Genomic DNA, 26,846 nt, shown 5'->3' on the forward strand with positions numbered 1-26,846 from the left:
TCTGGAGAGAAAATGAAGCTACTGCTTTGCTTGAAATGTGACGATGTTTTCTCCTTGCGCACCGAGCAAGTGCGTGAGTGCCTATGCAAGGCGTCTTCAGGAGGCTATGAGGCAGACGGCCTGAGTGCTTTTTACAAGGGCCCGGCGCTCATGCTTGGGTTTGCCAATTCCACCTTCTCGAATGCCATTCGTGAACAGCTTGTGAAGTGTGATGAAGGGCTCCCAAAAATGGGTGGCTTTGGCCCTTACGCCAAGGAGCTCAAGGGCCGTGATTTCACTGCCTTCGTCATTCCAGAAAGCGCCTCATCTATTCAGAGAGAGGGTGAGATCCCGACTTTGAAAGGCATGCTTGCATTGAGGGAAAACATCAAAGGCTAGAAGATAGTGAATTGATTATATTGTCATGACGAAGACCCTCCGCTATCATTGAGCGAAGAGGGCTTTGTCATGCAAAAATATTTTAAAATCTCCTGTGTTTTACTGTTGGCAACCATTTCTGGCATGGCCAATGCTGATCTTCGGTTTCAGAGATACGTGCCAGAACTCAAATGGCTGTCTGGTGAAGCCATTGCGCCTGAAACGAAGGTTGATGCCCTCATTGTCGCGCCGAAGGGGCTGAGTTGCAGGCTGCCCGCTAAGGACGGCTTCTGCCGAATCCCGCTTGTCTGGTTTACCTCCAAAGAATCCCCTGCGGGGCTATGGCGGATAGACGGGGACAAGAAAAACAGGATGGCCTACGCGTATGACGGCGTGGTCGATGCCTATGTCCGCTTCGAACAAGAGCTTGAATATCAACTGCGTGACGGAGCTACACTCGATGCGCGGTTAATGGACGCCGCCACACTTACTGCTGAGTGGGATGATAGCTGGGCCACGAACCCACCCGCACCTGAGAAAGCCGGCGAAATAACTGCGTCCAATGGGGGTTCTTGCCAAATCTACACAGGATTTGATCATTGTGAAGTGGCATTGACCTGGACATCCTCGAATGTTGCAACGACGTCTGTATGGCAACGCACGGCAAACGGCCTGGTGTCTGTCATTGAAGACACCAAAGAGGGAAGCCTGCCAGCCAAGGCATACGATTTTTCAGTTGTTTATGAATTGCGTGAAGGCAAGACTGTTGACGGCGATCTCTTGGCCGCAACCATCACAAAGGGCTTTCGCGTGGAGCCTGAAGGCTCAATCAGCCTACCCGATGGCGATTCCTGCAATATCAGTTCGGATACCGAGAAATGCGGTCTTCGAGTTAAATGGCAAACCAATGATCTGGGTACACTATGGATACGTGAAACCGCCATCTCCGCTCTCAGAGCCAAGGGGCAGGATGTCATTTCGATAGGCACGGAGGGTGCGATTGTCGACCTCCGTGCTGGTGCTTCAGCAACTGGCGAGATACTTGCTCGCCAAGAGCTTAAAGCGATTTTGAGTCCAAATACAGGTCGCTTCATAGCCCAGAAAGCATCTTGTGAAATTCCATACGCTGACGACAACTGCCCAATTGCTGTTGAGTACACAACGACCGCGCAGCAGGCCTCCGTATGGACAGAAGACGGGGAATTGGTCACCAGTGGCGCGTCAGGATCTTTCACGGCATCTGCCACAGACTATGGTACAGCTTACCTTTTGAGAGCAGGTCAGGAAAGCAATACCCCGATTCTGGCGTCCTACATTGCCAAAGGCATCAAGCAGTCCTACACCGGCACACTCAAGCAGAATGGGCCCACGGAATGCGTTTTCAATTATCAGCGCGGAGACTGCATTCTCACTTTAGACTACACAGCAACCGACAAGGCAACGCTATGGCATAGCTATCTTCGCAGCCCCGTGGGCGGTGGCGGCGTGAACGGTTCGATTCCAGTCACGGTACACAACTATGATGGCGCCAGTGAAACGATCAACGCGTACGATCTTCGCATCCACGGGCCGTCAACACCCCGCATCACCGACCCGCTGCTGACACGCTTCTCGCTTCTTGGCAAGAGGGAGCCCCATACAGCGACCCTGGCGCCAGTGACAAGCGCCACGTGCAACATGATCTACTCTCGCAATGACTGCGATATAGCCCTCAAAGTTGAGACGACGTCCCCACTCGTATCGCTGTGGAACACTGAAACCGGCGAGAAGGTGTGGCAGGGCAGCAATAGCACTGGATTTAAGATTAACGTCTTGGAGGGTGAGCGAGAATTTGCCCTGCGCGAAGGCAATCATGCCGAGAATGACATCCTGGCTAGCCTGTCTTTGAAAGCGAACCGGCCCAGTTATTACATGAGGCTTGAGACCAACAACGGGGACTCATGTATTTCATCCGAATACAATGGCTCCTGTACTATTGCCATTACGACAGTAGCCAATACAGCAGGCCGCCTGTACTACCGTGATATCACAACGAACCCAGACAGTGCATGGGTCACCTTGACCAGCAGCATCGGATCTACAACGACCAACTTTACGATGGGGGGCATTGTAGCTGATCGCGTCTATGAGGTTGAGGCTAGGCAGTATTACAGCCCAGGCGAGCCGCTTGATCGCATTCAGGTTAAAATGAACCTCAACGCGCCACATATATTTAAACTCACGTCTGAGCTTCCTGACGCTGCCACAGGCTATCCATGTGAGACATTCTATAACTCTACGTATTGTACTAAACAATGGTCGATGGCGTGGGAAACTAGCGCTGCGAACACCACACAATGCTGGAGCCGGGATGGCGGTGTTACCTACAATACGAAATCTGTGAACTCAGCAAAAAATGTAAACCATAGTTCGCAGTTTTTTGTCACTTACGACAGGGCTGTTGATATCTATGAAGGCAACGTTTCGTGTACCACTAGGCAAGCCGCCATCGATCAGAAGTACCACCTCCTTTATCAGGCAAAGATTAACAAACCAAAGGTACTAACAGCCGCTGAAACACCTGCACAGTTTGCCGCAGAGACCCTTAATTGTGACATCAGGTACAAGGATTTTGGTTACTGCTCACAGCCCATGTCCCATCAAGTCAATGCAATGGGATATACACATGCAGCATGGCCTGTTCTCTATGCTCAGCGTGTAGATGGCACTTACAAGTCATCCGTGTATCAAAATGCCAGCGCTTCGCCAAGCTATCAAATAAATGAAGATGAAAAGGACGTTGTCTACCAATTAAAAGTAAGAGCCGGGACGACACAAGAAGACAGTGATCCTGTGATCGATACGTTTACTATGAACCATGGCTATGTTGTCTTCACGGGCGCTGTGTTCGGATCAAGAGCCCCTTCAGATGCAAATTACGTGTCTAATTATTACTATCTTAATCGCAGCAGTGCAGATTACCCCTACTATTTCGGGAGAGTAAAATCAGGAGCTGAGTTTGCAGGGATTTCAGAAGATTGTGTGATTCATATTTACGAGGATACTTGCCGTGTTTATCTTTCCTCGATTTTGACCTCAGGATCAGCTGCGGCCTCCATTTTTATTAATGGAGAATTTTTGCTTGATTTCGACTATCGATACGCTTCAAATGCTGTAGCTAACTTGCCTATTGGAACGCACGTAATTGAAATTAGGGACGGGAAAACAGCAAATAGCTACAACAATAGGCAAATTGATAAGTTTGAGATCACGGTAAGACGCCCTGAATACACGGGAAGTATAACACGCCTTCAAGAAGTGCCGAATGTTCCGTATCATGGCGGCACAGTTTCCTTTAATCTTCCCATTAGCTCAAATACCAGTGGCTATTTGTACAACAAAACCACGAATAAGCTTTTGTGCCAAATTAATCCGTTTTACACGAGTGATACCCGCACAAGCACATGTGGTGAAACACTCGGTGTAGGCGATTATACCTTCGAGCTCAGAACACATACCGATGAGAGCCATGAGAAGAATATTGTCCTCGATACCTATTCAATAACTATTGAGCACAACCCACAGACCATGGAAGTGAATGAATATGCGCCGTACGCCCACTTCTACTCCACCTGTCAGAGAACATACACCTACAAGGGGTGCTTGCTCTATTTTGACTACAAAAACGGATACGACTCACCGAGCGGAAGCTCTGTTAGCGTTTGCACGGTTAACAGCGTTACAGGCGCCATTGTTAAGCGTAATTCACTGGTGGCATCGACTTCAGTAAGAAGCGGAAATGCGACCTGGGTCTATGAAGGTGACGAGAAGCTGTTATTCGTTGACGGGCCTGTCTGCCCTTCTGATGTTGACGATAAACGATACCCAATCATGGCAGAAAGAGACGTATCGACAACAGCGCCAAGCATTCCGTTGACCTATTCTGCTGCTTACTACACGAATGGTAATAAGGTAGAAGCATCTACGGATGAGGCTGATACCTGGATATGTACCCAGAACTATGAAAATGATAATTGCTACTACCAAGTTGTGGCAGGTTTCCAGCCTAGCGCAGAACCAGGACAGCACCAAAAGGCCTATCTTGCGATATACCGTGAAAACTCGGCTCAAACTTATGGAAATACTAATAGCGCTGGTTTTTCTACAGCCCAAAGCATAGCCCCAACGAGCGATCAGTCAGACTACTTTATAGTCATATGCGAAGGTACTGGGGCATCGAGTGGCGCCTGCATAAAAGACGAGGAGACGATTAGGCAAAAGCTGACTGTCAAGCGGCATCTGCCTGTTTACGTTGGCAGCATTACAGCACCAAACGGAACGTACTGTCAGGGCATTTATAAAGCGAGTACTTGCAAAATCGCCTTGGATATCACCACCGATAGCGGTTATGTCACGGTTCATCGTGATGGCGTTTACCTTGAAGCCTTTACGAACAAGTCATTGAGCAAGACATTTGACGTACCAGTGAAAGCCAAGGGCGTGAATACTGTATTTGAAATTCGGGATGGCTCCAGCAAGAACGGTCGCATGCTTGCAAGCATCGAGGTCACGCCTGAAACGTATGATCCAAACAGATTTGCTTTCAGTCATGAATCAATTTCGACAAACAATGATATTTATAGTGAAGCATGCATTGTGTCCTCGTTCGTCGAAGGTGAAACTAGCGGTCAATGCAGTTATCCGATTGGATATAAATCAGACAGTACAAAGAAATACATTAAGGTCTCGACTGGCGCAGCCGGCACTACCGGAACCATTGAGGTGAGCGGCAATGGAGCTTTCACCGCTCACCTAGATGCAAATCTTGTTGCTTATCCATTTGGCGAATCATACCCATATACTCGGTTTAAGGCAGATGGGTATGCGGATCCCGAATCAACCAGCTGGATGGATGTGGTTTATGTGCGCCAGAAGAATACTGTAATGAGCGAGAAGATATTTTCTTCATACGCAGGCGTTTCACTTTATAGGAGCAATGCGAGTCTTGGCACTTCTTATCGTCAATGTTACAGCTACTGGAATGGGTATTACAGTTGCAATCCTTACTCTTACATTAAAGGTAGTTATTTGCTGAATTTATACCAGGGCCCAGTTCTAGTTGATGATATTACGCTGTCCGTCCCATCTGCTTGTTCATCAAGTAAAAGTAAAGATGGGACGTCGAACCCATGTAATGCCATCGACTACTTGAAAACAAGACTGTCAATGGCAACAGGGCAGCAGACAACCGGCTCAATCGGCTTTAACGATAGCTCAATGAGGGTTAAGCGAATCTTCTACAGAGCCGCAACCCCATCTGAAGCCCAGTACCTGGCTGACCCGACCTTCAGCATCAACGGTACGACACGACCTGTGAACATGGATGGTGCCTGGCACTATGTCGATCTCGATCACGTGTCAGCCGCGACTATTGAAATATCCGCCTTGAACATTGACGAAATCAGCAGAAGTCTTACCATCGACTGGTTTGCTGAGTACTATGAAATTGATTAAGTGTTGAAAATGTAGTGGATCTGGCCTCATAATAATTAAAACATCATGAAGCCAGATCCATGACCATCACCAGACGACAATTTATTCATTACTGCTACCTTGCTGAGCAGCTTAATATCGAAAATGAAAAACCCATGAGCGCTGAGCAAATAATGGGTTTTAGCAAACTAATGGATGAAGTTTTATCGCATGGGCTAACGCTAGGCGAGCTAGCAGCCAAGGCCTTCGGCATGCAGTATTACTTCAGTGAAGATTTTAAGTTTCTTACTGGCTTAAAGCAAAAGTTTGAAAGTGAAGCAATTTTTCATGATGAATTTGCTGAAAAGCTAATAATATCAAATGGAGTGCCTAGTAAGGCAGTGCTAGATTCTTTGCCTCCAGATGCCTATTATTCAAATCATTCGATATTACGACTTCTCGATGGGTCTTTTAGAGAGGATTCAGTAATTGAAAAATTGTTTGGCAGATACCAAACTGGTCAAATAATTGAGCAGGCAATCAGGGTTGATGATCATCAAGCCATTACATATCTTCTTGAGCACAAAAAATTCAAGAACCAATTTGTAGGAGGGCGGATTGAGAGAATTCTCAAATATGTAGCTGTACCACCTGAAAGCAAATGCTATAAAGCACTTTACCCAGATGCAGAGAAAGATACTCCATTTAACTATCTGCAAAAGCTATTGAAGGTTGGCGATAACACGAGCATCGATGATCTGTCTTGTTTTTACAGGCCTGAACTTGCCAAGGCTGTTGGCCATGAATACGTGTTTCATATGCTTCAGCGAAGCGTCGTGGATGACATTCACCGTTCTATATTCAAGATGATGATTTCCGATGGCGCAGATTGGTATATGGGCTTCAAGCAGGCTCAGCTTGGTCATCAAGCCTACCTTACCTTAAAAAATCGCACGATTGATCCAGTTGCTGAAATTCAAGACGTCGTTAAGAGCATGTCTAGTTTTTGGAACTACAATCCAAAGCGATGCTCTATTGGCGCATTGATTGGCGGGATTGACCAGGAACTTGTCGCTAAAGGAATGCGCTCAGCTAGTGATGCAAAGAAAATTTACGAATTCACTGGCGATAGATTTTATCTTGATTTCTGTAATCAAAAGCAGAAAAAAGACTACATTATTTCGGAACTTTCTTTATGAATTACGATGAGCTTTTAACCCTTTCCAATAAATTAAATTGGGAATACTTTAGAGAACCAAGGCACAAAGACGCTGAACTTTGCTGGAATGTCATTGATAAATTCTTGTCAACAAAATCATCTACCGGAGATTTCGTAAATGAAATTTTGGGCGATCCAGATCCAAGAACGCATTACAATGTTACGCAACGTCTAAACACCTTTGTAGGTTTTATGCTTGCTCACAGATTATGTGACGCGGAATCCAGAGATGAGCTGGTGCGCGATATCGCGCAATCTCCTAAAAGAGGCTTTGAGACAGCAATATTCTCTAACGCAAATATCGTTCTTGATAAAAGCGCGGGATTACTCAGAAGTCAAAATAAAGATCTTTATCCAGTTGAGTTCTTCAAAAAAACTCAGTCAAAAACCACTCTCAAGATATTGCTTGCTGCTGCTGCATATCATGATGACGGCGATGCGATTGAACTCTTAAAAACCGTTCCAAACTACCTGAAAGCACTGACAGGGAAAAACATTGAAACGGTATTGAAAGGAATTGATATTAGGCCAAGCTCAAAAGTATTTGATGCTCTAACCGCTTGCAACAGCGGTGACAATAAAGAAATCGATCCATTCCAGTATTTAAATATATTGATTTCGTTGAACAGCAAGAACTCTATCGAGTCCGCTCAAAACATTTACAAGCCCGAGCTGTCACAGCATCATGGCCATGCATTAATTGATCACTGTATCAGGAAGGGAGCAAGTCAGGCACAGCTCAGCATTATTTCGAGAACCGTTAGTGATGGAGCTGACTGGTATCTAGCATTCAAGCAAGCCACAGTCTCTCCTTCTATCTATCTTGATCTGGAAGGCAGAGAGGCGGATTCTGTTAATGAGCTTCGGGAAATGATTACAACCTGGAAGGATTTTCCAGCGCCCAAGCGCAATGCGTCGGTTTTAGCGGAGATATTGAAGGGTTTGCCTGCCGCGTTAATAGAAGAGGCTGCACAAGAACCGAGTGCAGGTAAAATCATCACCAGGATCCTGAAGCGGAATGACCGGATGGAAGCAACAGTCAACGAGGGTGCGGAAGTCCCTTGACATTAAAGCCCCGGCTACAATCGGGGCTTTAATTTTCGTTGATGATCTACTTTCGGAACAAAGCCCTAACCAAGCCAAGCCACAATGAAACTGTCAAGGTTGTACATGATGGAGCATCACAGGATGGGACATCGCAAGATGGTGTATCACATCCGGTATTCTTTCCGCTTCTGCATGAAATCAGCTCACATGCGTCTTCCGCGCCATAACAGCTGTTTCCGGATCCATTCCCATTCTTCTTTTTTTGCTTTGAACGCCTGGCTCGCTCTTTGGCTGAATCCGAGCACTCATCAAAACGACGCTGGATTGCTGTCCAACCTCGAATGAGGCCGTCTTCCTCCAGGATTCTCAGCACAGCACCAGAGCAACCAGGCCCGCCTTTTTCCAATGAATATGCGCACCGATAACCTTTATGTGGAGAGAGATGCGCTTGGTACAGGCGGATGAAGAAACGGTAGATGGCCTTCATTAGCTTAGCTCCTGGCAATAGGTGTGAATTATAACCAAGCTGATAGAGGTGTCAATCAATTTGTCTTAATTGACGATTGGCTGGATTTGATCGTAGCTGTCCATGCTAAAATTAAGAAACCGGGAGATCATCATGAAACAACTCAAGCTGTCAGCATTTGGTAAAAAATTAACTATTAAAGAAAACAGGGAATTCATCGAACTTATTACAGGTGCCAACGATGATCGGCTTGATTCGTTACTAATGGATATGTCGACGATGAGCACAGATTCAATCTACAACGCTTTGTTAACAGCCAATGAGGTTCGCGGAGACGTTTTTATCAAGCTTCTGTCGATCACTCTGAAGTTTTACGGAGAAAAACACCCATTTGGAGCAACCGAGACTGCAAACCTCTTCACTAATCTCCTCTCATTGTCAGGCGTGGCGCATAGCGCTGATTCAAAGGTATATTTTCGCGACATTCTTGTTAATTTAATTACTGGATGCGCCAATAAGAAAAATATAAACCTTCTGCTCGCCTTAGGCCTTAATTGCAGAAATACACTTAAAGATATTGATGGCGGCTTTCATGTTGATGCTGCACTAGCTGATAAGATGGTCGGCATAGAAAAAGGTATTAATTTGCGCGATGTATTCATTAATACACACTTGCCGAAATGCCTTGAAAAGTGCATCAGCATGCTAGGCGATGAGTCGTTCACTAAAGACTTATATTTTGACCTTGTATTTCACGATAGATTGTCAAAGCTGTATTTAACAGCATTTCAAAATGTTCTTGGTAACGAAGGAATAGCAAAACTTCACCAGGAAATTATTGAAAATCCAGGGTCTGCTCGTGCAAGTATTATGGTTATGCGTAACATTGGGGATAATTTCATCATAACAGAAGAAGTGAAGTGTCAGTTTCTTGATATTTTAAGTAAAAATGAAAATCCGGTAATTATAAGTAAGATATTGAGCGAAGGTTATGACCTTTCAGGTCTAAGCGTAATCATAAATTGGATTGTGGATAACGCTAAACAGGTTATCTCCAATTCAGATGCTAACTTTTGTTATGATTTTTTAAAAGTAACTTGTGATATTGGTCGCCACGATGAAATGATTCACGCAATCATTGATGATTATAGAGATAGCAAGCAGATGTCGCTTTCTGACGCTGCTAGTGAGCTACTAACCTTGCCAAGGGGGCCTGTCTCTCAGAAAACTCGCGAGGAGCACCTGCGGGATTTCCTTATCATGTACATACAAACGATAGGGCTTTTGAAATCACCACCTGCAATAAGAGGCATTAGTCAAGATGCGTTTGCGGCCTTGTGGCCCTTCACTAGCGAAAACAAAAATGATGAATCTAAAATAATTGCACTCTACCCATCCAGCAGGAAGACGCTAATTTCGAATTCTTTTGGATTATGAAACATGAAATTCTCAATCAAAAATCTACCCACTAATTTAACTAAAGAAATTTCTAATGAAATTGCCTCACAATTACTTAAATATTCTGCATGCGAAGAAGACAAACTTATAGAATATATTGCCGAGGCAGGCGCGCAGAGGATTCAGCAATTTTTGCTTAAGCTGGTAAGCGATTCACCACGCCTGTGCGCCTCATGCTATACGGTCATTAGGCGTGCATGGGGAGGGGATCGACATCCACTTGGATTTGATGAAACAGCCTTACTGGTATCTGAACTCGTTTATGCTAGAAGCAAATTATCAAGCTTAGATTATCAAGAGCATTTCAACAACGCCATAATCGATCTGATTGGTGGTCTTGAAAATCCGCTGAAAAAGAATTTATTAATAGAGTCCGGACTTCATTATCGATCATATAGTCATCAGCTTAATTTTGACAGCCTTGACATTGCGATGGCAAAGCATCTAACAACGATTGACCTAACTTCGAATAAAGCCGACCTGGCATCCATGGTTGATTTATTTAGGGAGTTGCGCCTTCCCATCTGTGTGACCGAGCTTTTCAAACAAATATCAAATGATTTTGATTCATGTGTCTCTGTTTATAAAATGATGCTCGACTACAGCGCATATGATGACGATTATCTTGATGCAATTTTTTGCGGACTTGGAAAAGAATCATTTTCAAGAATGCACAGTGTTTTCCTGGATGATCGGGAATATATCAATGTAACTCGAAAGCTTATAAGAAAGTATGGGTCACCCACCATTCTCTCAAGCGAAGTGGTTGATGAACTTGCAACAGCCCTACATTACGGGACTCCTGTCATAATGAGCGAGCTGCTGAGGTGTTATCATGAGGTTGATCTTCATGATGATATTAAAGATCTGTACTTCAGTAACCTGGCATCGATCATCCGTGACAATAGAGGTCTTATACCCACAAAATTAGCGGAAGATGCAGTAATAAGGGGAGAGGGTACTCAGTTCATGAATATTCTCATAACGGATTATGCTGAGCGTAGGATTTTGAGGTGCGAGAGCATGGAGGAAAAGGCTGCTGCATTGGATAGCCTGATGATTGAAAATGATACGGCGTCTGATCAAATTTTCACGATTCAATCTCTGGTCTTAAAAGCCGTAACAGCTGGAGGTTTTGACATTCTTCCTGATTATACAGGGCTTTCAAAGGCACAAACTATACGCAATCTTCTGCGTGCTTTAGATCAAGATTCTTTAGACCTATCAGAACTCGCCAAAAAACACCCCTCGGCCAGATCCGCGATCATCTCTGAAGGCCTAAGCTTGTGATTGCCCCTGGTTCTCAGAAATTTGTCAAGACCGAACCAGTGCCGCTCAAAAGATCCAGGGGCAGTGTTGACTGAATCAATTGTATGGCCGAAGATATCTGCGAACATTAAAGCGAGTAGCGGAAATCATGAACGAGCACAGTCAATCACGACGCGATGATGATTTTGATCTGGTCATGAGTCTTGGTACTGACGAGCCCGATTTCGAGTTGGAAAACAGGCTTTTTGAGCATGCGGCGTCCAAAATGAGCCTTCTGCTTGAAAAGCTTCCAGGTGGTTTCTATGTGTCACAGGCGACCCAGCACGCATGGGCCCTGTGGGTTCACAGGGCAGCCATTTCCAGCGCAGTGATCTCCGCTGCCAGGTTTACCGCGAAGTAGCCAAGGAATTTACAAATGGCCGAGCAACTGAATTCCCGCAACCTTCTGACATTGATCAATGAGTTGCGCGCTGCTGCTAGCTGGACGGGCGACATTCCAGAAAAGTTTTCCAGCCTGCCCACAGCCGTGAAGGCGCATCTTGAAGTTGTGGAGGAATTGCTTACCAAAGCGGAAGAGTCTCTTCGCAAGCAGAATGAAAGCATTGAGATGTCAGTAGCGCCCAAGCCAGCGATCCTTGAAACTTTCATCGAAGAGCTGCTTGATGACAACATTCGAAACCTGGCTCGACAGAATGATCCAGAGTTTCGCGGACAGTACTACGGAGAGTGCCGTGGCTTGCTTAAAGTGTTGCGGATAGGCGAGATGCTTGATGAGCCTAGGCGTGATCAGTGGAGTGCCGATATATTCTTTGCTTCTTTGAAAGCAGCTGATCAATGCGCTGATAACAATAATCCAGCCAACTATTCCGCCATACAAGATATAAAGTTTCAACTAGAACAGCTAGCCAACAAAGGCATTACACCACGCAAGTAGGGCCTAATCAGAGCATTCTTTAATCAATGCATGATTCTAATTACTAGAGCCAAAAATCAAGTTTCGCCATTTTTGTTTTCAGGATGTTTTTCTGAGCCGTAGACAGAGGTATTTTCATTTCACAGGATAGCTGCAAAGCGTTATTTTTATCCCTACAGATTTTCATGAACGTTTTAGCGACAAAGTCTGGGTCTTCCTGCACTGTTTTTCTAAACAAGGGGTGGCCGGTGACTTCCTTCAGTCTTTCTGGCTTGTTCATCAATGCATTTGATAAATGCATAAGTGATTGCAGGTCGACTGATTCACTATAATCATCAAGAAGCTGAAGCAGTAAATCTTCCATGCAGTCTTCTGCCATGAACTTGGGCTTTGCAGACATTTTCGCCACTGCATAAAACAGCTCTTTTCCTTTAATTCCGCGAACATCTTCACCGACTGAATCCGGCAATGTACGAATAACAAAGCTAATAAGTCTAGCCATACAGGGAAAGGTTTTTGGTGAAATCGTTTTCTTATCGAGGCCATCCAGAAGTTTTGCTATCAAATCAATTTTTGATTGTCCATTTACCGCCCGAATTGAATCCATCAGGACATCATTGCTATACACAATGAAAGAGAGCTCTGCGTCATTCACTTTGAATAGCTCAGTAAGCTTCGTCATTAATGTGTCAATAGTTTTATCTATTTGCTGTTGAGAGCAGCCTAGATTCAAAAGATTATCGAGTATAAAATCCGTTCGCATGCCTGCGCCAAACAGGTCAATAACCATCAACCTCTCAATATACATGGAGGTCACTGGAGGCAGGGCCTCATCGTTCAAGGCATAATATGCATATAGCACAGAAGCACAATGCATGTTTTTCTTAATGTTCTCAGCCAAGTAATCAGTGCCACGCTTTAATTCAACTCCTAGCTGCTTTATGAAATGCTTTCCATAAAAGTCGATGTATCCCATTGGATTTTTAAGTATTTTATTTTTATAGTTTTCCTTGTACCATGCAGAAATTTCTCTGGGGAAGTAATTATAAGAATTAATTACGCCCGAAAAAAGATCATCCATGGTTACTGACGGATCTAAAGGTGAAAGCCCATTATCCAAAGCAGCACATAGCTTAGTTAATCCGTCTATGTGCTTTTCTATACAATTATTTATCATTATTTATATACCAAATTCATGAGCAGCAAGGTGTTGCGATGCACCCTTAATCCTGAGCTCTTTCGGATCTATCCCCATTTCATCAAAATGCTCAAAAGCGCGCTTAACTACACCATGTGCTCTACAGGCATCGATATAGGCTACTGCAAAACGACTAAAACGGTCATTCGTCGACACCGCGCAATCAGATATTAAATCGCCAATAATTTTTGTTTCTAGTTTGAAATTATCATTTACAGCATTTTGGCAAACCATCTCAATATCTAAGTCAATAAAATGGTTTACGTAAAGGGATATCGCCGCAATTATAACGGCGTTACGCTGTAGATTTGTGCTGGCGCTCTTAATAGATGCAAGCCAGGCATCAGCTGACGGGTATAGATCAGTTGATCTGTAAAAGTTATAAATTGATGTTTCATCCCAGGTCTGTATTAGAACATCATCGATTAATTTAGGATAGCCATTGAGCAATGCGTTTACCCTGAGCTTTTCTAGAACCTCATATTTAAGAATAGCCTTAGTTCCAACTTTAACGCATGCCGACTTAATAGTTCTAAAATATGACTCCATTGCATCTTCAGACAGCAAAGAGTTAGGCATTTCAATACACGCTTCTGCAAGCACATTAGAATTTCTTAAAAGCGAATGCAGAACCTCAGCGTTCAACAATTCATCGTCCAAAACGTACATCAATTTCATGAATTCTTGAAGGTATAATTCATGTCGATTGTTTAAATAATAGACGTCAAGTTTTTGCATGAAGGAGCAAAGATCATCTCCATTGAGGAGATTAACTCGATAGCTTTCGAGCACGTAACGAAAAGTGCTTGCTTCCAGATCCGTATGTTTATACGGAATTTGGCACATTGTTCTCATCCACGGCAGGTGGACTAGAAGATCTGGCAAAAAATGCGCGACTAACGATATATCCCTCAGAAGAGGCTCGAACACACTGGTCGCAATATTCTGTTTGATGCGGCCCGTGTTAACACCACAATCTTCTGCAATTCTACAGTTATCCTCAGCCTCTTTAAAAAGACTCCTGGCGAGCTCTAAATCAATATTACAACCGAGCTCTACAAAAGGCTGGTAAATCTCTTTTAACTTTGCAGATAAAGCTAGTGCGTTCATATTTTCTCCTCTAGATACATTCTAGAAGGTACGACGCACTTACCACCAGCTAATTCGACGGATTCTCCCATTTCACGCGAATCACCGCTTGGTGAAGCGCGTTCTTTTTGTCTCGATACTCGATGTGCGTGAGGGTTGCCTTATTGCCACAGCGATCCTCGAAAGTGGCTTCCCATGTTCGCTCAGTCTTGCAGCCAGGCTGAGCAAAGAAGGGGATGTGTGGCGTGATTGGATGTTGCTTCATGACTGCCTCGAAGGCCGCGCTAGGCGGCCATTAAGTCCTACAGACTTTGCGCAAGGAATGCATCCAGCTGAGCACGTGATAGCGCGCCAACCTTGGTGGCCTTGATCTCCTCATCCTGCATCAAGATCAGGGTAGGAATACCACGGACACCATAACGAGTAGCGAGCTCCGGCGATTCATCGACGTTCACTTTCACGATCAAAATGTCATCACGATCATGCGCGAGCGCTTCGAGCAGCGGAGCGATCATTTTGCAAGGGCCACACCATTCCGCCCAGAAATCGACCAAAATTGGCATTTTAGTGCCAGACAACAGGTCAGTGAATTTTTCGGTTGTTGCTTCGATAATACGTTCAGACATAGCAGATCTCTTATTGAAAATAGCGCCATCACATAATGGCGCCTTTTTCGATTGTATATTAATTGACAGCGGAAAGTTGAGCCAAAATTTCAGCTTTCAGCACTGGATCCGCCTCAATGTTGTCGCGAGAGACATCTCGCCCACGACCAATTGTATTGCCTTTGTACATGATCCAGGCGTGTTTCTGTTCAAGAATACCCTGCTCCAGTGCGCGCTCGAACCAGGAGGAAGATGCCAACTGCTGGCTCACATTGATGGTTTGCTCTGGTGCTTTCGAGACTGCCGCCCCGATTTCTCGGCTGACAATTTCACCACGAGCGACGCTATCTCCTGAGCCAGCCATTCGTTGCGGACTGGCTTCTGCGCTTAACGGGCGCTCTGTAGCAGGGCTCTCACCAACTTCGATCCGAGATTGAGATCGAGCAGGGACAAACTGAGGCGATGCCTGAGCTGACTTGAAAGCCGGGGAAGCGGATGGTGCCGCAGTAGGCGAAGACTCAACTGCAACAGGCGCAGGGCTGCGCGAAGGAAGCAGTTTGCTGCGAAGCGAGGCCTCGATGGATTGAGCGGCTGATGGGTTCTCACGCAGGAAGCTCTTGACGTTGTTCTTGCCCTGGCCAACCTTTTCGCCGTTGTACGAATACCAGGCGCCGGCTTTTTCGATAATGCCGTGGGTAACGCCCAGGTCGATCAACTCGCCCAGCTTGCAAATGCCTTCACCATAGAGGATCTGGAATTCAGCCTCACGGAAAGGCGGAGCAACCTTGTTCTTGATGACTTTGACACGGGTTTCATTACCAATGACATTGTCACCCTCTTTCACGGCGCCCGTACGACGGATGTCCAATCGAACAGATGCGTAAAACTTCAACGCATTGCCACCTGTGGTGGTCTCCGGGCTTCCGAACATCACGCCGATCTTCATTCGGATCTGGTTAATGAAAATGGCAAGGCAATTGCTTTCCTTGATGTTGCCGGTAATCTTGCGCAGGGCCTGGCTCATAAGTCTCGCCTGGACGCCAATGTGCGAATCACCCATTTCGCCTTCAATCTCTGCTTTTGGAACCAAAGCGGCAACCGAGTCGATGATCAATACATCAACAGCGCGCGAGCGTACCAACATGTCCGCAATTTCCAGCGCCTGCTCACCGGTATCTGGCTGAGAGACGAGCAGATCATCCACGATCACACCGAGCTTGGCAGCATAGTCAGGGTCAAGCGCATGTTCCGCGTCAATGAACGCACAGGTCTTGCCTTCCTTTTGCGCCTGAGCAATGACGGAGAGGGTAAGGGTCGTCTTGCCCGACGATTCAGGCCCAAAGATCTCAACGATGCGCCCGCGTGGAAGTCCGCCGATGCCCAGAGCAATGTCCAGATTCAGAGAACCGGTAGAAATCGAAGGGATTGGCTCGCGAGGTGAATCACCCAGGCGCATGACCGCGCCTTTTCCAAATTGACGCTCGATTTGTGAAAGCGCTGCACTGAGCGCTTGCTGCTTGTTAGCCTGAATAGACATAGTGGGCTCCTGGTGGACAGTGCTGCAATAATAGCCATTTTTGACGTTATGTCAATAGATAGCATTGGCGTATTGACACTTTGCCAATGCTTGCTATTATGAATGACATCAATTGGATGGATCTACACCGTGAACAACCTGCAAGCCTCTACCGAGCAACTTAACAACTGGGCAACCGCATACAAGGAGCACCAGGATGCGCATGCATCAGATTGCCTGATGCGAGCCTTAACGCCTCTTGTTTATAAGCACGCCAGGCGATTTGCGGGTCACGACGAACACATGCTGGAGGACATGGTTCAGGAAGGCTATATGGCTATTCTTCATGCGACCAAAACCTTCGATCATGCTAAAGGCGAGAGCTTCTTTCCATTCGCCGCAACCTGGGTCGTGCGCACTATTCAGAACTACAGCCTCAAGAACTGGCGAATGATCAGAATCACTGATAATAATTCGGTTAAGCGCGCGTATACACGCATGTCAAAGCTTTTAGGCGATTCCACCAGCCTGTCCAATGAGCAAGCTCAGGCATTGGCGGATGAGCTAGGGGTCGACATTCAGCACGTTCGTCTTGCTTACGGCCTTCATGCATGCAAAGAAGTGTCTGCCAACGCCCCATTAAGCGTTGAAAATGGTGCTGAAGGGTTTTGTCTCCAGGACTTGTTGGCAGATCCAGAGTCGCCCGAGCTACTGGTAGAGCAGGCTATGGAAATGAAAGAGACGCGCCGCAGGGTTGATACCATTCTGGGTGCTTTGGCTGATCGTGAAAAAATGATCATCCAGCGTCGGATCATGGTTGAGGAAGAGGGCGACGCCTCCAAGCTAAAAGACCTTGGCGATGAGCTTGGTGTCAGCCCTCAGCGAGTCAAGCAGCTCGAAGCCCAGGCCATCAAGAAAATGCGCGCAGTGAGTCACCTGGCAATGGCCGCTTAATTCCCCTCTCCGCTGTTGGCCTCTGGGATTGCTCATGACCTATACTGCTCCTATACGAACAGTTGAGGTATCCATGTCAGCACTAAGGTTTCCAAGTCAAGAATACATTACCCCATCCCAAATCAGGCCAGATCATGTCGATGAGATCATGCGGGTTTTGAGCGGCGACGTCACCACCAAAATGATTGCGAGGATGATGCTTGTTGACAGTAATGGTAAGTACGATCCAGCATCTCTTCTTGGGCTTGGGCTAAAAACGGATAGAGGGGATATCATCGACCAACTCTACTTTCTGGAAATCTATGTTAGTATAGGTTTCCAGAAGATGGTTAGTCAGGCAATGTCTGACTTAGATCTACGTACACAAATCATCCATAATACAAATATGCGCGATGATATCCTCAAGGGGGTATTTGTCGATTATGTAGATAACAATCTTTGCAGGGATAATCGAGGTAAGCTTTTCACAAAAACCGCGCTTACACATTACCTCAAGAATGAGGAGAACTGTGAGCAGCTCATGTCCAGTGCGCTTATACACGGTGATGTGCAAGCTCTTGAATTGCTATTGACCCATAAATATCTTAAAAAGTACCAGTCAAAGCTGGAACTCGTAAGTTTTTGCAGTTCGAAAAAGATAACCCCTCACCCAATCCATCAAATTGAATGCCAAGAGCGCCTCACTGACTCAGCTTACCTGAGAAAAATTTTGGCACTCGAAGGTGCTGAGCTGAAAGGATTTATCGAGAACGATCAAAGACCTGAACTTGTGATGAAACATGGAAGTCTTGTCATCGAATCACTGTTCAGATCTGGAAAATCAGTAAGAGACAAGGCACTCTCAGATTTACTGACAGCCTGGATTGCACACGGCGTTGATTGGTATGAGGGCATGGCTAATGCGTTTGGAAGCCCCCTGGACAGGGTTGATGTAGCCAACCGTGAGAAGCAGCCGCTGCGCGAAATAGCCGATTTGCTTGACAAGAAAGCTGAGAACTCCAGCCTTTGCGCACTGATTCTAAAGGCACTACCGGCTGAGCTGAAAATCGCCTATTGCACGACGCCGGCAGAGGCCAACAAGCTATACAAGGTGACAAAGGATGAATACCTGAGACCTTACGTCAGCAAATCGCTTCTGAGGGAAGAAATTAACTCTGGATTTGACATCTGATTTGATGCGGCATAATTGACATTCTGCCAAAGGTGAGTATAGTGTTCTCATCGAGGCATTCACATCAGGATCACCCATGCGCACCACTCGCGGGCAAGCAATCAATTATTTCGCGCCAGAACGTCGCAACGCGCCAAGCACCAAGCCATTGGCCAACGAGCAAAGTGAACGGATGGAAGAAATTCTGCGCGAATCGATGGCGCATACGTCGCAGGAAGGCGCTCACCATGGCTTTGTGGTTTTTGAACACGAAGATGCTGAGTGGATTTTCCTCGAAGAGTATTACTGCAAGATGGTCGTTGCCAGGACGCTAAAAACGCTTGGCCTCTCATCGTCGATGAGCAGCGCTATTTTCAGTTCGAATATGCCAGAGTTCATTCGTGTGGATTTTTTGATTCACCACTTCGTTGCGCTTGCTCAGAAGGTTATGCAGGATCAAGAGGATTGCACCTATGCGCTCATGGCATTCGTGGGTGAAAAGCTTGGAATCAAGCAAAGCTGGCCAGATGCTGAATGCACGGTAAGCTTCTACTCCTATTTCTTGATGCTCAGAAGCTGCGTCGGCAAGCACCTCATCGATCACAATCAGGGTATCGTTTTCAAGCTCAAATCCATCAGCTCGTACGAGGAAATGACTGGGCTTGAGATGTATATTTCAGGTGAGGTGCTGATGCCATTTGGTGGCCAGGCACTCATCACTGGTTTTAACCTCAACGTTCCGTTTTTCGCGGACATGGGATTGTCCGATCTTCCGCTGGTGCCGGCATCAAAAGAGCTATGCATGAGCGCAGGCAAGCGAGGCAGGAACCTGATTGAAATCCTTGGTACGGCAGGTGCGAGCTATCTCAGCTGCAATGGGCAGGCATTTCGCCCAGGCTTCATGGGAAGCAAAATTGCTGTGTCTGTTCAAAGCCGTGTAATGGCAGACCCTCAGGGTTGCCGTGAGGTCGAGCCTCAGTTGTTCGAAGACCTGTTGGGCCTGTACAAGATGCGCCTGATCGACGAGGACAACATCAAGCTCGTTATGCCGAAAACAGATGATGATTTTGCTCTGTTGACACCGTTTTTTCCGATCTACTCGCTGACAACTTCTGAATGGCTGATGGGCCGCAGCCAGGATCTTTCAGTAATCGATTTTGCCCCACAGATCTTCGATCAAATGGTACTTCCTGCACAATCAAAGCGTCACATAAAGGCCATTGTGACCCAGGGGTGTAACAGCATTGATTTCATTGCTGGCAAGGGTGCTGGCGCAGTATTCCTACTTGATGGAGAGCCAGGAACCGGCAAAACCCTGACCGCAGAGGCGACGGCAGAGATGCTTTTGCGCCCCCTGTACAAGGTTAGTCTCGCTGATCTTGGGGCAAACATTGGGGCGCTGGAAGGGGCATTGACCAATATTCTTCGACTGGCTGAGCGGTGGAGGGCGGTCTTGCTGATCGATGAGGCAGATGTCTTCATGCAAAAGCGGGACAATGAAAACATCGAGCGCAATGCAATGGTAGCGGTATTCTTGCGACTGCTTGAGTACTACTCGGGCGTGCTGTTCCTGACAACCAATCGCGGCCAGGACATCGATGAGGCATTCCTGTCTCGCTTGTCGCTTGCGCTGCACTATTCTAAGCTCAGCGAGCAAAGCCTGAAGGCCATCTGGGAGATCCTGCTGACCCGCGCTGGCATCGTCCTGCAAGCCGATCAGCTGGAAACCCTGGCCAAGCTCAATTTCAATGGACGTGAGATCAAGCACCTCATTGCTAACATGATTTCGCTAGCCGCCTACGATAAGCAGCCACCAGGATGGGATCAGCTCAATGAGATGATTGAGTCATTCACGACATTCCGGGCCTCTTTCAACCGCTCAGCTGCCTGAGCATTTTCCAGGAGAAGCAAGATGCTGGCGCTCGAAGAATTAACTGAGCAGCAGAAGATGGACTACGCGGCCAAAGCCATCGGAGAGAAGTTACTTTGGCCAAGTATCGATGATCTGGCGCCAACAATGGAGTCAACGTTTCAGTATTGGAAGCCCAAAGACGATGACGGTGACGCGCTTCGACTCTCCGCAAGGCTAAGCATCCAGATCGAATACATCGGCCCCTCCACAGGCCCGGTAACAGAGGTAAATTGCTATCCACGTGGTCGCGGCGATTGTGGCGCTATCAAACCGGTTGGTAATGACAGGACTCAAGCAACACGTCTGGCAATCTTCGAAGCGGCTGTTCTGCTTGGAATGTCGATGAAGGTATGAGCTTTGTTCGCCATTGCCGTCCCGCTTTCGACGAAAGCGGGACAGCCTGGCTCCCAGAACGCTCTTCATTGGCCGCTAGAAGGTGAACGCACGTTGCCGTGTTGGCAACGCCATGGCAGGATTCTTTCGCGCTGTAGATGCTTCGCTATGCAGCCTTCATTTACTACGTGCCCGTGTTCGCACGGTCACCGTGACATCGATCTCGCAATTAGCGTTGGCCAGCAACTCGATCAGTGAGTCCGCTGAAAACTTGTCCATCTGCCCATTAAACAGATTGCTCATGCGAGGCGCACTGACTCCCAGGCGTCTTGCGGCATCCCCCTGCGTCCAGCCGTTTGCAACGATGATGGCCATCAGACGCTGGCGAAGCACTTCTTTAACCTCTGCCAGCAAGCTGCACTTTTCCATTTTTTTGCTCCCAAAATCTACGCTGTTTCGAGCCGAGCGGTGGCCGCAAGAGGCGTGCAGGCCTTGACCTTTTCAATTAGGTAGGGCGTTCGGGACTTCCACTGTCCATAGATGGAGTTCACGCCGAAGGTCGCCCCAATGGTTGAAGCCCTCAGGAAAAAAGCAGCCTCTGTCATGAAATAGGCGCTACTGAATTCCAAGTCTCGCCCATCAATCCAGAATCGGGCAGAGGTCTGCATAGAGAACGCGAGGATTGCCCGCTGTACTCCAAGGCCCGCTTTGCCCTCATGCTCGGCTGCGCTTTCCAGGACTCGCAGCAGGTGGTTGAAGCGTTTATCCCTGATGGATTCTGCCCACTTAACCTGCTTTTCAGTTCCGACTAACGCAGGCAGCGTTAACGGATAGGCGTTGGACGATGGGCTATCGAACCACTCACGAATGGTTTTCTTGCAGTCTGTGCAGAACTCATTACGAGCGTAATGAAGCTCCTGCGATTTCTCACGGGCATACTTGTGTCGGATCTGAAGCGTTTCTCGATGATCACACACCCGAATCACGGCTTGATCAATCACTGATTCAGAGAACATCTTTATGCCTCTACTGATCGAAAGGAAAGAGAGGACTGCAACCAAGCGGAAAATAGAGCGCTTGATTGAGCCGTCAGGAGGGCAACGACTAGCGCTAGCGGCCCCATCAACTGTTGCTCAAAGTGTAGTGTTTTAAAGGGTTTTTGTCAATTTATACCTATGCCTTTAAGCGTCATGGCTGAGGCCCTGGACAGCGCTGGAGAACGCCTCAGAAAAATAATTTGAATTTTTTTCATCTAGGGGGTTGCATTTCTCTGAAAGGTTCGCTTTAATAGAACCATACCAAGCAAGCAACAACCCAAACGAGAGCAAGACGATGAACGCACATAACTTCCACCAGTATTGCATTTGCAATCAACAGGCAAAGATTAATTTTGCCAAGTGGTATGTGCGCGTCAGCTAAGTAAGTCTCTCATGGCCTACTTAGCGAAAGCGAGGTAGGCAGCAAGACCGGACTTAAAAACCCCGGAGCCTACCAAAAGGGCTCCGGGGTTTTTCGTTTTGGAGGCAAAAATTTGGAGAAGTGGCGGAGTGGACGAACGCACCGGACTGTAAATTCGGCTTGAAAGACGCCCTGGTTCGAATCCAGGCTTCTCCACCAAATGCGGGATAATGTGTCATATACGACACATTAGGCGGGAAATGTAACGTTAACGTGTCATATTTGACCTTTAATGTTGAGAGGTAAATGCAGTGATAGCTCAGTCGGTAGAGCGGAAGTTTGAAGAACTTCGCGTCGTAGGTTCGATTCCTACTCGCTGCACCAGTTTGTTGGTCATTGGTGTAATTGGCAGCACCACGGTCTCCAAAACCGTTAGTGAAGGTTCGAGTCCTTCATGGCCAGCCAGGTTGTAAATTGGCGATTAGCTCAGTTGGTAGTAGCGGGTGACTGTTAATCACCAGGTCGTAGGTTCGAGCCCTACATCGCCAGCCAATTTAGATGCGCAAAAGAGTGGCGCAGGGAAATGAGTAAAGTGAAAATGATTCATGTTGGTGTGGCCGAGCGGTTAGGCAAGTGATTGCAAATCACTTTTACGCGGGTTCAAGTCCTGTCGCCAACTCCAAATGATGGTGGGCATAGCTCAGCTGGTTAGAGCGCCGGTTTGTGGCACCGGAGGTCATGGGTTCGAACCCCATTACTCACCCCAATTAAGGGCGCAAAAGAGTGGCGCATAAAGAGATGTTTGGACGGGTAGTGCAAGCGGTCAAAGCCAGCAGACTGTAAATCTGCCCCGAAAGGTTCGGTGGTTCGAATCCACCCCCGTCCACCAGTTTGATGAGTACGGAGGCTTGAGATGGATGAAGTGAGCATTGCCAGGCGTAAACGGATTGTTGCCAAAATGCAGGCCGAGTGCCTAGGAATCGGCTTGCTGATGGATAGGCTGGAGGCCGCCCTTCAGGCGAATGGGCAAAGAAAGTAGGAAGCGTATCAATTTAGTTGTTTGAATATGGGTGGCTAGCTCAATGGATAGAGCAACCGGCTTTTAACCGGTAGGCTGTGGGTTCGAGTCCCACGCCACCCACCAGGTTTGCACGTGTAGCTCAGCGGTAGAGCATCCGACCGATAATCGGGGGGTCGCTGGTTCAAATCCAGCCGTGTGCACCAAGTTGTTGGCGATTAGCTCAGTCGGTAGTAGCAGGTGACTGTTAATCACCAGGTCGTAGGTTCGAGCCCTACATCGCCAGCCAGTAACCAGCAGAAGCGAGACCTTTGGGGTCGCGAGGAAGCTGAGACACGACCCGCTTCGATATGCGGCGCGGCTCGGCGTTAAGAGCAGGAACATGGCCGTCTTCGAAAGAAGCAGCCTGGGGGCAGGTCGATAAGGTCTGCCGAGGACACGAGCGTGGGCAGTGGGCTGCGTGTCCAAGGTTTTATGTAGATGTAGCTCAGTGGGAGAGCAGCCGGAAGGTTCCGGTGAGCTAAATCCCTGGCGCATGCGCAACCTACTGGTGGTCGCCCATCGCCTTGTGGATACTTTGCGCTGGTTCGAGTCCAGCCATCTGCAACTTGGGGTCTTAGCTCAATTGGGAGAGCGCCTGCCTTGCAAGCAGGAGGTTGTGGGTTCGATCCCCATAGACTCCACCATATGTACGCATGAGGGTTTTGATGCCTGACTGCAAGAGGTTATGCACGTGTAGCTCAGCGGTAGAGCATCCGACCGATAATCGGGGGGTCGCTGGTTCAAATCCAGCCGTGTGCACCAAGTTGTTGGCGATTAGCTCAGTCGGTAGTAGCAGGTGACTGTTAATCACCAGGTCGTAGGTTCGAGCCCTACATCGCCAGCCAGTTTCAAAGCGCGAAAGAGTGGCGCAAGAGGGTTGATTACAAGTTTATGGACGGGTAGTGCAAGTGGTCAAAGCCGGCTGGCTGTAACCCAGCTCCGAAAGGTTCCGGGGTTCGAATCCCTGACCGTCCACCAATTTTGGGTTGTTAGCTCAGCGGTAGAGCAATCGGCTTTTAACCGATTGGCCGTAGGTTCGAATCCTACACGACCCACCAAGCAAGAGTTTCATGATGTGCCAATAGCTGCTCCGCAAGAGCCTCATGAGACTTGGTGTAGATGTAGTAAGTTAACATCGGTGTGACCTATTGGAGTGTCCCTCGCAAGGGGTTTGGGGTTCGAATCCCACGTCATCTACACCCACTTTATTTGTTGTTGATTTATGTTTTGTTGGCCCGTAGCTTAGCTGGAAGAGCGCCTGGTTCTGACCCAGGAGGTCGTTGGTTCGAATCCAACCGGGCCCGCCAATTTAAAGATGTAAAGGGTTTATGGTGATCGTAGCTCAGTGGTAGAGCGCCTGGTTGTGGCCCAGGAGGTCGTGGGTTCAATACCCATCTTTCACCCCAAATGTTGCCCCTTAGCTTAATGGTAGAGCAACCGGCTTTGACCCGGTTGGCGAGAGGTTCGATTCCTCCAGGGGCTGCCAAACATGCAGAAGCAGGAATAAGGCAATGGGACATTTGTACTTGGTTACAGCGGAAGTCAAGACATGGCAGCGAGGTTCTTCCACCACCAGCATTAAAAGCCGCCTGGTTCGGGCGCTGAATGAAGAAGAAGCAGAAGAAAAGTTCAGGAAGCATTTTTCTACAAGCGATGGCATGCCATCGGTGTTTGAAGTAGAAGTTTCAGCTGTAATTGAATAATCGGGACGTTAGCTCAATTGGTAGAGCGGCTGCCTTACAAGCAGTAGGTCGTAGGTTCGATTCCTACACGGCCCACCATTTTCCCAGCGCGGATCCTTTCGCGATGGCTTGAGGTTGAAATGACGGATATTAATCATAGAAGAAAAAACAAGCCGCAGGTTGATCGGCGCTACAACAGAAGCGCCTATAGCTCAGGTTTTGCAAGAGACAAGGATCAGGACAGAGCCATCCGTGTTGGAAAAACTGGATATCTCGACAAATCCATGCATGGCTCGGCAAGAAAGAGCATTTTGGCGGATAAAACCGTCTCAGCCCGTATTGGTAATGACTTCTGTAATGGTCATCGAGGCATGGCGAAGGCGATCAGAGGCGCGAAGAAGTTCGTAAGAAGCCGAATCAGGTTCAATGAAAACAGAGCAGTTCGTAAGCTTGTCGATCAAGCGCAGGATTAAAAAGGGGCCTTAGCTCAGCCGGAATGAGCGCCTGCATGGCATGCAGGAGGTCGTGGGTTCGATCCCCGCAGGCTCCACCAGATTAAATGCCCTAGTAGCTCAGCTGGCAGAGCGCATCCTTGGTAAGGATGAGGTCAAAGGTTCGACCCCTTTCTTGGGCACCAGTTTAAAAGCTTTGGGGATGGAGCCAGAGGTCGAGGCAGTGGCATAAATTAGGCGCCACGACGTAAAAGTCAGCCGTTAATTCTTTCAGAGGAATGTGTCAGAAGCACCCATAGCGGCCTCGGAGCGGTAATCATTCCACCGAGGTGGGGATAAAGCAGCAGGGGAAGCGTACTCTAAATCTGAAGGAAGCTTTGGGATCAAACCCAGGGTCGCGGTATTCACGGGTTCGAATCCCGTCATTTCCACCAATTTAGCCGTATGGCATTCAGAAGTGGGAGGTTGCGCAAGGCAGCTTGGATGAGGGCGATGATACGTGGGGCTGCTCATCAAATTTTCCGTGAACACCGCGCCGGGCCTGCTGATATGCTGATCAGGAGGCCCACTGCCCACTCTCTCAGGATCGACATCGATCCCCGTCCAATCCTGTCAGAGATTCCCCATGACCACCCGCCGCACTGCAACTCTTCGCCCAAGCCAGTTCCGCCACCTGATCCGCGTTGCTTCCGTTACTGGGCGCATGCCTGAGCGTGACGTGATGCTGCTCTGGATCACTCACACAACGGGCATTCGCGAGACCGAGCTGGCACTGCTCGAAGTGGCCGACATGCTCTATCCACGCGGAGCCGTTCGCCCAGAGGTGCACCTGCGGGCTGAAGTCTGCAAAGGCTGCCGTGCTAGAAACGTGTACCTGACCCATCCGAAATGCCTTGCTGCCATCGAGGCATGGATCGCCGTTCGCCTGGGCAGAGGCTGGGGCCTCAGTGGTGAGGCAGAGTGCCGAGGCTTGCGCCCTGACAGCCGACTCATCATGACCCACAAGGGGCAGGCCTTCGAGTTAGCCTTCAAGAAGCGCGAGCTGGAGGGCGGCCCCGAGGTGTACCGCGCATGCGATGCCCTCCAGCAGACGATGACCCGCCTGTATCGGCAGGCCGGCATCAAGGGCGGCTCATCGCACAGCGGGCGACGCACCCTGGCAGCCAAAGTGCTGGCTGCGACCGGTGATGTTGACACTGTGCAGCATCTACTCAGCCACTTCACCTTGGATCACAGCAAGCCCCATCTGACCGTTGACCCCGAAATCATTCGACGGGCCTATGAAGTCGCATTATGATGAAGGATATTTCCCGAATC

General features: G+C 47.8%; 22 protein-coding genes, 20 tRNA genes and 1 pseudogene. 36 read left to right on the forward strand and 7 right to left on the reverse strand.

Annotation, left to right across the window (positions count from 1 at the left end; genetic code table 11):
* Positions 1-12: 12 nt before the first annotated feature.
* The 4 genes from P5704_028030 (at position 13) to P5704_028045 (ending at position 8,092) form a co-directional block, all read left to right on the forward strand.
* On the forward strand, positions 13-378 hold the full coding sequence (locus P5704_028030) for a hypothetical protein (protein ID WOF81727.1): 366 nt from the start codon (positions 13-15) through the stop codon (positions 376-378).
* Between the two features lie 69 nt (positions 379-447).
* Positions 448-5,850 carry a hypothetical protein gene (locus P5704_028035; protein ID WOF81728.1) on the forward strand — a complete coding sequence of 1,801 codons (5,403 nt, stop codon included), beginning with the start codon at positions 448-450 and terminating at the stop codon, positions 5,848-5,850.
* 59 nt (positions 5,851-5,909) lie between these two features.
* A complete protein-coding gene (locus tag P5704_028040; GenBank protein WOF81729.1) occupies positions 5,910-7,007 on the forward strand; it encodes a hypothetical protein in 1,098 nt (365 codons plus the stop codon).
* Positions 7,004-8,092 carry a hypothetical protein gene (locus P5704_028045; GenBank protein ID WOF81730.1) on the forward strand — a complete coding sequence of 363 codons (1,089 nt, stop codon included), beginning with the start codon at positions 7,004-7,006 and terminating at the stop codon, positions 8,090-8,092. The genes P5704_028040 and P5704_028045 overlap by 4 nt, the downstream gene beginning before the upstream one ends.
* Before the next feature lie 46 nt (positions 8,093-8,138).
* Here the strand turns inward: P5704_028045 and yidD are convergent, their stop codons facing one another.
* A complete protein-coding gene (yidD, locus tag P5704_028050; protein ID WOF81731.1) occupies positions 8,139-8,561 on the reverse strand; it encodes a membrane protein insertion efficiency factor YidD in 423 nt (140 codons plus the stop codon).
* Positions 8,562-8,693: 132 nt separating this feature from the next.
* On the opposite strand from yidD, the gene P5704_028055 reads away from it, so the two are divergent.
* The 4 genes from P5704_028055 (at position 8,694) to P5704_028070 (ending at position 12,201) form a co-directional block, all read left to right on the forward strand.
* The gene (locus tag P5704_028055; GenBank protein ID WOF81732.1) at positions 8,694-9,977 is read left to right on the forward strand and encodes a hypothetical protein; all 1,284 of its coding nucleotides are present in this window, start codon (positions 8,694-8,696) and stop codon (positions 9,975-9,977) included.
* A 3-nt stretch (positions 9,978-9,980) separates the two neighbouring features.
* On the forward strand, positions 9,981-11,288 hold the full coding sequence (locus tag P5704_028060; protein WOF81733.1) for a hypothetical protein: 1,308 nt from the start codon (positions 9,981-9,983) through the stop codon (positions 11,286-11,288).
* 127 nt (positions 11,289-11,415) lie between these two features.
* On the forward strand, positions 11,416-11,667 hold the full coding sequence (locus P5704_028065) for a hypothetical protein (GenBank protein WOF81734.1): 252 nt from the start codon (positions 11,416-11,418) through the stop codon (positions 11,665-11,667).
* Between the two features lie 15 nt (positions 11,668-11,682).
* Positions 11,683-12,201: a hypothetical protein gene (locus P5704_028070; GenBank protein WOF81735.1), complete on the forward strand. Its 519-nt coding sequence runs from the start codon at positions 11,683-11,685 to the stop codon at positions 12,199-12,201.
* Between the two features lie 43 nt (positions 12,202-12,244).
* On the opposite strand, the gene P5704_028075 is transcribed toward P5704_028070, so the two are convergent.
* The 4 genes and pseudogenes from P5704_028075 to recA all read right to left on the reverse strand — a co-directional run bounded on the left by P5704_028075 (position 12,245) and on the right by recA (position 16,603).
* The gene (locus P5704_028075) at positions 12,245-13,357 is read right to left on the reverse strand and encodes a hypothetical protein (protein WOF81736.1); all 1,113 of its coding nucleotides are present in this window, start codon (positions 13,355-13,357) and stop codon (positions 12,245-12,247) included.
* 3 nt (positions 13,358-13,360) lie between these two features.
* Positions 13,361-14,488 carry a hypothetical protein gene (locus tag P5704_028080; protein ID WOF81737.1) on the reverse strand — a complete coding sequence of 376 codons (1,128 nt, stop codon included), beginning with the start codon at positions 14,486-14,488 and terminating at the stop codon, positions 13,361-13,363.
* Between the two features lie 281 nt (positions 14,489-14,769).
* Positions 14,770-15,093 carry a thioredoxin gene (gene trxA / locus P5704_028085; protein WOF81738.1) on the reverse strand — a complete coding sequence of 108 codons (324 nt, stop codon included), beginning with the start codon at positions 15,091-15,093 and terminating at the stop codon, positions 14,770-14,772.
* A 529-nt stretch (positions 15,094-15,622) separates the two neighbouring features.
* Positions 15,623-16,603: pseudogene (gene recA, locus P5704_028090) on the reverse strand (recombinase RecA).
* Positions 16,604-16,738: 135 nt separating this feature from the next.
* On the opposite strand from recA, the gene P5704_028095 reads away from it, so the two are divergent.
* From P5704_028095 to P5704_028110, 4 genes are all read left to right on the forward strand, one after another.
* Complete coding sequence (locus P5704_028095; GenBank protein WOF81739.1) at positions 16,739-17,542, forward strand: sigma-70 family RNA polymerase sigma factor; 804 nt, start codon at positions 16,739-16,741, stop codon at positions 17,540-17,542.
* Positions 17,543-17,576: 34 nt separating this feature from the next.
* The gene (locus tag P5704_028100) at positions 17,577-18,713 is read left to right on the forward strand and encodes a hypothetical protein (GenBank protein ID WOF81740.1); all 1,137 of its coding nucleotides are present in this window, start codon (positions 17,577-17,579) and stop codon (positions 18,711-18,713) included.
* A 76-nt stretch (positions 18,714-18,789) separates the two neighbouring features.
* Positions 18,790-20,583, forward strand: a complete 1,794-nt coding sequence (locus P5704_028105; GenBank protein WOF81741.1) for an ATP-binding protein — start codon at positions 18,790-18,792, stop codon at positions 20,581-20,583.
* A gap of 21 nt (positions 20,584-20,604) precedes the next feature.
* A complete protein-coding gene (locus tag P5704_028110) occupies positions 20,605-20,958 on the forward strand; it encodes a hypothetical protein (protein ID WOF81742.1) in 354 nt (117 codons plus the stop codon).
* 156 nt (positions 20,959-21,114) lie between these two features.
* On the opposite strand, the gene P5704_028115 is transcribed toward P5704_028110, so the two are convergent.
* Positions 21,115-21,426, reverse strand: coding sequence for an XRE family transcriptional regulator (locus P5704_028115; protein ID WOF82229.1), 312 nt, complete (start codon positions 21,424-21,426; stop codon positions 21,115-21,117).
* A complete protein-coding gene (locus P5704_028120; GenBank protein WOF81743.1) occupies positions 21,384-21,953 on the reverse strand; it encodes a hypothetical protein in 570 nt (189 codons plus the stop codon). Before P5704_028120 ends, P5704_028115 begins: the two co-directional genes overlap by 43 nt.
* A 517-nt stretch (positions 21,954-22,470) precedes the next feature.
* On the opposite strand from P5704_028120, the gene P5704_028125 reads away from it, so the two are divergent.
* The 24 genes from P5704_028125 (at position 22,471) to P5704_028240 (ending at position 26,826) form a co-directional block, all read left to right on the forward strand.
* Positions 22,471-22,554, forward strand: a tRNA-Tyr gene (locus P5704_028125).
* Between the two features lie 89 nt (positions 22,555-22,643).
* Positions 22,644-22,719: transfer RNA gene (locus P5704_028130), tRNA-Phe, on the forward strand.
* A 6-nt stretch (positions 22,720-22,725) separates the two neighbouring features.
* Positions 22,726-22,800: transfer RNA gene (locus tag P5704_028135), tRNA-Trp, on the forward strand.
* A gap of 10 nt (positions 22,801-22,810) precedes the next feature.
* Positions 22,811-22,887, forward strand: a tRNA-Asn gene (locus tag P5704_028140).
* Between the two features lie 55 nt (positions 22,888-22,942).
* A tRNA-Cys gene (locus P5704_028145) sits at positions 22,943-23,017 on the forward strand.
* A 7-nt stretch (positions 23,018-23,024) separates the two neighbouring features.
* Positions 23,025-23,101, forward strand: a tRNA-His gene (locus tag P5704_028150).
* 38 nt (positions 23,102-23,139) lie between these two features.
* Positions 23,140-23,224 (forward strand) — tRNA-Tyr (locus P5704_028155).
* A 24-nt stretch (positions 23,225-23,248) separates the two neighbouring features.
* Entirely contained in the window at positions 23,249-23,374 is a 126-nt protein-coding gene (locus tag P5704_028160) for a hypothetical protein (protein WOF81744.1), read from the forward strand.
* A gap of 29 nt (positions 23,375-23,403) precedes the next feature.
* Positions 23,404-23,479, forward strand: a tRNA-Lys gene (locus P5704_028165).
* Between the two features lie 5 nt (positions 23,480-23,484).
* Positions 23,485-23,559: transfer RNA gene (locus P5704_028170), tRNA-Ile, on the forward strand.
* A gap of 6 nt (positions 23,560-23,565) precedes the next feature.
* Positions 23,566-23,642, forward strand: a tRNA-Asn gene (locus P5704_028175).
* Between the two features lie 187 nt (positions 23,643-23,829).
* Positions 23,830-23,959, forward strand: a tRNA-OTHER gene (locus P5704_028180).
* Positions 23,960-23,963: 4 nt separating this feature from the next.
* Positions 23,964-24,039: transfer RNA gene (locus P5704_028185), tRNA-Ala, on the forward strand.
* 43 nt (positions 24,040-24,082) lie between these two features.
* Positions 24,083-24,157, forward strand: a tRNA-Ile gene (locus P5704_028190).
* A gap of 6 nt (positions 24,158-24,163) precedes the next feature.
* A tRNA-Asn gene (locus P5704_028195) sits at positions 24,164-24,240 on the forward strand.
* 48 nt (positions 24,241-24,288) lie between these two features.
* Positions 24,289-24,373: transfer RNA gene (locus tag P5704_028200), tRNA-Tyr, on the forward strand.
* Positions 24,374-24,378: 5 nt separating this feature from the next.
* Positions 24,379-24,453: transfer RNA gene (locus P5704_028205), tRNA-Lys, on the forward strand.
* A gap of 273 nt (positions 24,454-24,726) precedes the next feature.
* Positions 24,727-24,801: transfer RNA gene (locus P5704_028210), tRNA-His, on the forward strand.
* A 105-nt stretch (positions 24,802-24,906) separates the two neighbouring features.
* Positions 24,907-25,098: a hypothetical protein gene (locus P5704_028215; GenBank protein WOF81745.1), complete on the forward strand. Its 192-nt coding sequence runs from the start codon at positions 24,907-24,909 to the stop codon at positions 25,096-25,098.
* A 2-nt stretch (positions 25,099-25,100) separates the two neighbouring features.
* Positions 25,101-25,176, forward strand: a tRNA-Val gene (locus tag P5704_028220).
* Positions 25,177-25,217: 41 nt separating this feature from the next.
* On the forward strand, positions 25,218-25,550 hold the full coding sequence (locus P5704_028225) for a hypothetical protein (GenBank protein ID WOF81746.1): 333 nt from the start codon (positions 25,218-25,220) through the stop codon (positions 25,548-25,550).
* Positions 25,551-25,553: 3 nt separating this feature from the next.
* A tRNA-Ala gene (locus P5704_028230) sits at positions 25,554-25,630 on the forward strand.
* An 8-nt stretch (positions 25,631-25,638) separates the two neighbouring features.
* Positions 25,639-25,714: transfer RNA gene (locus P5704_028235), tRNA-Thr, on the forward strand.
* A gap of 440 nt (positions 25,715-26,154) precedes the next feature.
* On the forward strand, positions 26,155-26,826 hold the full coding sequence (locus P5704_028240) for a tyrosine-type recombinase/integrase (GenBank protein WOF81747.1): 672 nt from the start codon (positions 26,155-26,157) through the stop codon (positions 26,824-26,826).
* Positions 26,827-26,846: the final 20 nt, after the last annotated feature.

The organism is Pseudomonas sp. FeN3W, from assembly GCA_030263805.2.
GTDB classification, from domain to species: Bacteria; Pseudomonadota; Gammaproteobacteria; order Pseudomonadales; family Pseudomonadaceae; genus Stutzerimonas; species Stutzerimonas stutzeri_G.